The sequence below is a fragment of the Pseudomonas sp. SWRI154 genome (assembly GCF_014268645.1).
GTDB lineage: Bacteria > Pseudomonadota > Gammaproteobacteria > Pseudomonadales > Pseudomonadaceae > Aquipseudomonas > Aquipseudomonas marvdashtae.
Genome location: NZ_JABWQW010000043.1, coordinates 23,487 through 30,302 on the forward strand (window position 1 = coordinate 23,487; position 6,816 = coordinate 30,302).

The window sequence follows — 6,816 nt, forward strand, 5'->3', positions numbered from 1 at the left end:
TTAAGTAGGGGTTGCGTCGCATGTGTGGCATCGTCGGTATCGTCGGTAAGTCGAACGTCAATCAGGCGCTGTATGACGCGCTAACCGTGCTCCAGCACCGCGGCCAGGACGCTGCCGGTATCGTGACCAGCCATGACGGCCGGTTATTCCTGCGCAAGGACAATGGCCTGGTGCGCGACGTGTTCCACCAGCGTCACATGCAGCGCCTCGTCGGCCACATGGGCATCGGGCACGTGCGTTACCCGACCGCGGGCAGCTCGACGTCGGCCGAGGCCCAGCCGTTCTACGTCAACTCGCCGTACGGCATCACCCTGGCGCACAACGGCAACCTGACCAACGTCGAGCAACTGGCCAAGGAGATCTACGAATCTGACTTGCGCCACGTCAACACCAGTTCCGACTCGGAAGTGATGCTCAACGTGTTCGCTCACGAGCTGGCCCAGCGCGGCAAGCTGCAGCCGACCGAAGAGGACGTGTTCGCCGCCGTGACCGACGTGCACAACCGTTGTGTCGGTGGTTATTCGGTGGTGGCGATGATCACCGGCTACGGCATTGTCGGTTTCCGCGACCCGCACGGCATTCGTCCGATCGTGTTCGGCCAGCGCCACACCGACGAAGGCGTGGAATACATGATCGCCTCCGAGAGCGTTTCCCTGGACGTGCTGGGCTTCACCTTGATTCGCGACCTGGCCCCGGGCGAAGCGGTCTACATCACTGAAGACGGCAAGCTGTATACCCGCCAGTGCGCGACCAACCCGAGCCTGACCCCGTGCATCTTCGAACACGTCTACCTGGCGCGTCCGGACTCGATCATCGACGGTATCTCGGTCTACAAGGCGCGCCTGCGCATGGGCGAGAAGCTGGCCGACAAGATCCTGCGCGAGCGTCCGGACCACGACATCGACGTAGTCATCCCGATCCCGGACACCAGCCGCACCGCGGCCCTGGAACTGGCGAACCACCTGGGCGTGAAGTTCCGCGAAGGCTTCGTGAAGAATCGCTACATCGGCCGTACCTTCATCATGCCGGGCCAGGCTGCGCGGAAAAAATCCGTACGCCAGAAGCTCAACGCCATCGAACTGGAATTCCGCGGCAAGAACGTGATGCTGGTGGACGACTCCATCGTGCGTGGTACCACCTGCAAGCAGATCATCCAGATGGCCCGCGAAGCCGGTGCCAAGAATGTGTATTTCTGCTCGGCGGCCCCGGCCGTGCGCTACCCGAACGTCTACGGCATCGACATGCCGAGTGCCCATGAGCTGATCGCTCATAACCGCACGACCCAGGAAGTCGCCGACCTGATCGGCGCCGACTGGCTGATCTACCAGGACCTGCCGGACCTGATCGAAGCGGTCGGCGGCGGCAAGATCAAGATCGAGCAGTTCGATTGCGCGGTATTCGACGGCAAGTACGTCACCGGCGACATCGACGAGGCCTACCTGAACCGGATCGAGAACGCGCGTAACGATGCGTCCAAGGCCAAGACTCAGGCGGTCAGCGCGATCATCGATCTGTACAACAACTGAGTCACGAACCGGCCCTGAGGGGCCGGTTTGCGTTTAACCGATTAAGGAGTGACAGCATGAGTCAGGATTGGGATGCCGGTCGGCTGGACAGCGACCTTGAAGGCGTAGCGTTCGATACCCTGGCGGTTCGCGCGGGTCAGCACCGTACACCGGAAGCCGAGCATGGCGATCCGATGTTCTTCACCTCCAGCTACGTCTTCCGCACCGCCGCCGATGCCGCGGCGCGTTTTGCCGGTGAGGTGCCGGGCAACGTCTATTCGCGTTACACCAATCCGACCGTCCGGGCTTTCGAGGAGCGCATCGCCGCCCTGGAAGGCGCCGAGCAAGCCGTCGCCACCGCCACTGGCATGGCCGCGATCATGGCGGTCGTGATGAGCCTGTGCAGCGCCGGCGATCATGTACTGGTGTCGCGCAGCGTCTTTGGCTCGACCATCAGCCTGTTCGAGAAGTACTTCAAGCGCTTTGGCGTGGAGGTCGACTACGTGCCCCTGGCGGACCTGTCCGCTTGGGATGCCGCGGTCAAGGCCAATACCAAGCTGCTGTTCGTCGAATCGCCGTCCAATCCGCTCGCCGAACTGGTCGACATCGCCGCGCTGGCGGAAATCGCCCACGCCAAGGGCGCCATGCTGGTGGTCGACAACTGCTTCTGCACCCCGGCGCTGCAACAGCCGCTCAAATTGGGCGCGGATGTGGTGGTGCACTCGGCCACCAAGTTCATCGATGGCCAAGGCCGTTGCATGGGCGGCGTTGTCGCCGGTCGTGGCGAGCAGATGAAAGAAGTGGTGGGTTTCCTGCGCACTGCCGGGCCGACCCTCAGCCCGTTCAACGCCTGGATCTTCCTCAAAGGCCTGGAAACCCTCGGCCTGCGCATGAAAGCCCATTGCGCCAACGCCCAGGTCCTGGCCGAGTGGCTGGAGCAGCAGGACGGCATCGAGAAAGTCCATTACGCCGGACTCAAGAGCCATCCGCAACACGATTTGGCGGCGCGCCAGCAACGCGGTTTCGGCGCGGTAGTGAGTTTCGAGGTCAAGGGAGGCAAGGAGGGCGCCTGGCGCTTCATCGATGCCACTAAATTGATTTCCATCACCGCTAACCTGGGTGACAGCAAGACCACTATCACGCACCCGAGCACCACGTCCCATGGCCGCCTGTCGCCGCAGGAACGTGAAGCGGCGGGCATTCGCGACAGCCTGATCCGCGTCGCGGTCGGCCTGGAAGACGTAGCGGACCTGCAAGCCGACCTGGCCCGCGGGTTGGCGGCCTTGTGATCGAGCTGGCAACGCCGCCGAGCGGTACTCACGGCCGGGTTGCCCTGGTGACGGGCGCCGCACGGGGGATCGGCCTGGGTATTGCCGCCTGGCTGATCTGTGAAGGCTGGCAAGTGGTGCTGACCGATCTGGACCGCGAGCGTGGTTCCAAGGTAGCGAAAACCCTGGGTGACAACGCCTGGTTCATCACGATGGATGTGGCGGACGAGGCGCAGGTCGCCACCGGTATTGCCGAGGTGCTCGGGCAGTTCGGGCGGCTCGACGCGCTGGTGTGCAACGCGGCCATCGCCGACCCGCACAACATCATCCTGGAAAGCCTGGACCTGGCTCACTGGAACCGGGTCCTGGCGGTGAACCTCGGCGGACCGATGCTGCTGGCCAAGCATTGCGCGCCTTACCTGCGTGCCCACAACGGCGCCATCGTCAATCTGGCCTCGACCCGCGCCGCGCAATCGGAACCCGACACCGAGGCCTATGCCGCAAGCAAGGGTGGTCTGTTGGCGCTGACCCACGCCCTGGCGATCAGCCTGGGCCCGGAAATCCGCGTCAACGCGGTCAGCCCTGGCTGGATCGATGCGCGGGACCCATCACAACGTCGCGCAGAGCCATTGACCGACGCCGATCATGCCCAGCATCCGGCGGGCAGGGTAGGCACGGTGGAGGACGTGGCGGCGATGGTGGCGTGGTTGTTGTCACGCAACGCCAGTTTCGTCACTGGTCAGGAATTCATCGTTGACGGCGGCATGACCAAGAAGATGATTTATCAGTGACGAGCAGCTATAAGCGGCAAGTTTTGAGCTGCAAGCAGGGTGGTGCGGCTCCACTGCTTTTGACTTGTCGCTTGAAGCTCGCCGCTTGAAACTGTTTTTGAAAAAAATCCAACGCTGCTATTGACTTAGCTTCGGTACCTGCGTAAATTTCGCGGCCTCAACGCAGCAAAGGGTGATTAGCTCAGCCGGGAGAGCGTCTGCCTTACAAGCAGAATGTCGGCGGTTCGATCCCGTCATCACCCACCATGTTTCTTGAGAGTCTTGCGAAAGCAAGATGGAAGCTGTCAAAAGCCTCCACCGACGCGCAGCGGTAGTTCAGTCGGTTAGAATACCGGCCTGTCACGCCGGGGGTCGCGGGTTCGAGTCCCGTCCGCTGCGCCATATTTTCCGAAGCAGGTTCGCCTGGTTCGAGATTAAAGCCCAAGGGTTTTGATCAGACGAGTTAACTGGACGCAAGTCCATAGCGATACGCAGCGGTAGTTCAGTCGGTTAGAATACCGGCCTGTCACGCCGGGGGTCGCGGGTTCGAGTCCCGTCCGCTGCGCCATATCTGCTTCGAGGCCCACTGAACGCCTTGAAGCTAAGAAGAAAGCTGCAAAGCTCCTTCTAGTCGATAGCAAAGACCCTGGTCGAAAGACCGGGGTTTTTTGTTTTCGGAATTTGAAAGATTGGAACAAGCCCCGTGGCGAGGGAGCTTGCTCCCGCTGGGCTGCGAAGCAGCCCCCTGTTGTTGGCCGCCTCAGAACCCCAACTTATCCCGCAACCCGTAATACCAAGCCCCCATCGCCGCAAACGGCGTACGCAACAACTGACCGCCGGGGAAGGGGTAGTGGGGCAGATCCGCAAACGCATCAAAACGCTCAGCCTGACCACGCAGCGCCTCGGCCAGGACTTTGCCCGCCAAGTGCGTATACGTCACGCCATGGCCGCTGCAGCCCTGGGAATAATAAATGTTATCCCCCAGCCGCCCGACCTGCGGAAGACGCGACAGCGTCAGCAGGAAATTTCCGGTCCAGGCGTAATCGATCTTTACATCCTTGAGCTGCGGGAACGCCTTGAGCATCTTCGGTCGAATGATCGCCTCAATGTTCGCCGGATCCCTCGCGCCATACACCACGCCACCGCCAAAGATCAGACGCTTGTCGCCTGTCAGCCGGTAGTAATCGAGCAGGTAGTTACAGTCTTCGACGCAATAATCCTGCGGCAGCAGTCTACGGGCCAACTCTTCGCCCAGCGGCTCGGTGGCAATCACCTGGGTACCGCAAGGCATGGACTTGGCCGCCAATTCCGGCACCAGGTTGCCCAGATAAGCGTTGCCCGCCACGATAATGAACTTGGCCTTGACCTTGCCCTGCGGCGTATGCACCACCGGACTGGCGCCGCGCTCGATGCGCACCGCTGGCGATTGCTCATAGATCACCCCGCCCAGCGACTCCACCGCCGCCGCTTCGCCCAACGCCAGGTTGAGCGGATGAATATGCCCGCCGCTCATGTCCAGCATGCCGCCCACATACTCATCGCAAGCCACCACCTCGCGAATGCGCCGCTGGTCCAGCAGCTCAAGCTGGGTATGGCCGAAACGCTCCCATAAACGCTTCTGCGACTCCAGATGGCCCATTTGCTTATCAGTGAGCGCGGCAAACACACCGCCGTCCTTCAAATCACACTGAATCTGGTACTTCGCCACCCGCTCGCGAATGATGCGCCCCCCCTCGAACGCCATGTTGCCCAGCAACTGCGCCTGCTGCGGGCTAACGCTGCGCTCGATCACATCAATGTCGCGGCTATAACTGTTAACGATCTGGCCACCGTTGCGACCCGACGCGCCAAAGCCCACCTTGGCCGCCTCAAGCACGGTGACCTTGAAGCCGTTCTCCAGCAAAAAAAGTGCAGAGGACAGGCCGGTGTAACCGGCGCCGATCACGCACACATCGGTTTCGACGTCATCCTGCAGGGCCGGGCGCGAAGGCGCCGGATTGGCCGATGCCGCGTAATACGACGCTGGGTAGGCTGTGTTCGCCATTCTGGAACCTCTGTTTTATATTTTTTACGAATGCAGCGATCCTACCCGAGTTAAAAATCCGCCGCCAGCCACCGCAAAATCTTCGTCGCATCGGCGCAATTAAATATTTTGCATATTCATAGGGTTAGGTGAAAAAAAGGTATTGACACCCCTCCGGAATTCCGTAGAATGCCGCCTCACAGCAGGCACGTAGCTCAGTTGGTTAGAGCACCACCTTGACATGGTGGGGGTCGTTGGTTCGAGTCCAATCGCGCCTACCAAACAAAATCCGCTCTGCTGGGCGGTCTAAAAGGGCTCACCGAAAGGTGAGCCCTTTTTTGTGTTTCAAATTTCATGCAAGAACGTTCGCAAGAAAATATCGGGTTCGTTCAAACCCAACACAGCTAAGGGGCCTGGAGCTGATGCGGATCGTTCTGGTGCGGCGCCCACCGTCCATTTCCGATACTCTTCCATGCCTGCTCCCAGGTAACCCAAGCAATTCAAGGAAGAGTCATGAACAGGACGCTCTGTACCGCGCTGAGCCTTTCGATTATTGCGTCATCTGCCGGGTGCGCCACAAAATCTGCGAAGGAACCGTTCAAAGCCCCCCAGATTTACGGCTATACCTTGAATCAACCGCTTTCCAGCGATGAGTTCAAGGCGCTTTCCGCTACCGGAGGCGAGTCGGGCACGGGCTCCAGGGTTTACAAGCGCGTCGATGACCAGGGCGATACCTACGAGGTTTTCCTTGACCGTCAGGTCCGCCCAGATTTTATTAGTAAGACGAGTCGTGTTTTTGCAAGTCAGCCTGAATGTGAGACCGAGTTTGAGGCGCAGCTCGCCCAGTTGAAGCAGCTTCTGGCCAGTCACGAAAACCGTGCGCCAGTGTTGGGTGATCATTACGTTAGCTTGCACACCACGCAATGCAATGTCGGTCGGTACGACCAATCCCAAACCTATCGTTTTGCCCTGGGCGTGTCCGAGGGAGTAGTCGCTCCTCCGTCGAAACGAGGCCTGGGCGATAAGATTCATGATGCCTACGGGGGCGTCTGGATGACTGTGCTCGGCGTCGCCCTGTTGCCGTTTGTACTGGTTGGTGCGGTTGTCGCTAAGGCCACCGATTGAGTTTCGTGCGGTCCTGGTTTGGTGGGGGGGCAGATTTATGTGCGCCAGGCAAAGCTTGGTCGCCTGGGACTGACGGCGCAAGCCGTCACGAAATGGCGTAAGAAACTCAGCGGGTTTGAACCCCG

Annotated in this window: 5 protein-coding genes and 4 tRNA genes; 8 read left to right on the forward strand and 1 reads right to left on the reverse strand. The window is 60.5% G+C overall.

The window, feature by feature from the left end; translation table 11 throughout:
* Positions 1-20: 20 nt before the first annotated feature.
* The 6 genes from purF to HU806_RS25365 all read left to right on the forward strand — a co-directional run bounded on the left by purF (position 21) and on the right by HU806_RS25365 (position 4,111).
* Positions 21-1,526, forward strand: a complete 1,506-nt coding sequence (gene purF / locus HU806_RS25340; protein WP_030142021.1) for an amidophosphoribosyltransferase — start codon at positions 21-23, stop codon at positions 1,524-1,526.
* Between the two features lie 56 nt (positions 1,527-1,582).
* The gene (locus HU806_RS25345; RefSeq protein ID WP_186615509.1) at positions 1,583-2,794 is read left to right on the forward strand and encodes an O-succinylhomoserine sulfhydrylase; all 1,212 of its coding nucleotides are present in this window, start codon (positions 1,583-1,585) and stop codon (positions 2,792-2,794) included.
* Positions 2,791-3,564: an SDR family oxidoreductase gene (locus HU806_RS25350; protein WP_186615511.1), complete on the forward strand. Its 774-nt coding sequence runs from the start codon at positions 2,791-2,793 to the stop codon at positions 3,562-3,564. Before HU806_RS25345 ends, HU806_RS25350 begins: the two co-directional genes overlap by 4 nt.
* A gap of 170 nt (positions 3,565-3,734) precedes the next feature.
* Positions 3,735-3,810, forward strand: a tRNA-Val gene (locus HU806_RS25355).
* 58 nt (positions 3,811-3,868) lie between these two features.
* A tRNA-Asp gene (locus HU806_RS25360) sits at positions 3,869-3,945 on the forward strand.
* A gap of 89 nt (positions 3,946-4,034) precedes the next feature.
* Positions 4,035-4,111: transfer RNA gene (locus HU806_RS25365), tRNA-Asp, on the forward strand.
* A 192-nt stretch (positions 4,112-4,303) separates the two neighbouring features.
* On the opposite strand, the gene HU806_RS25370 is transcribed toward HU806_RS25365, so the two are convergent.
* Positions 4,304-5,587, reverse strand: a complete 1,284-nt coding sequence (locus HU806_RS25370) for an NAD(P)/FAD-dependent oxidoreductase (protein ID WP_186615513.1) — start codon at positions 5,585-5,587, stop codon at positions 4,304-4,306.
* A gap of 183 nt (positions 5,588-5,770) precedes the next feature.
* Here HU806_RS25370 and HU806_RS25375 point away from each other — a divergent pair.
* Both HU806_RS25375 and HU806_RS25380 read left to right on the forward strand, forming a co-directional pair.
* Positions 5,771-5,847: transfer RNA gene (locus tag HU806_RS25375), tRNA-Val, on the forward strand.
* A gap of 232 nt (positions 5,848-6,079) precedes the next feature.
* Positions 6,080-6,691: a hypothetical protein gene (locus HU806_RS25380; RefSeq protein WP_186615515.1), complete on the forward strand. Its 612-nt coding sequence runs from the start codon at positions 6,080-6,082 to the stop codon at positions 6,689-6,691.
* Positions 6,692-6,816: the final 125 nt, after the last annotated feature.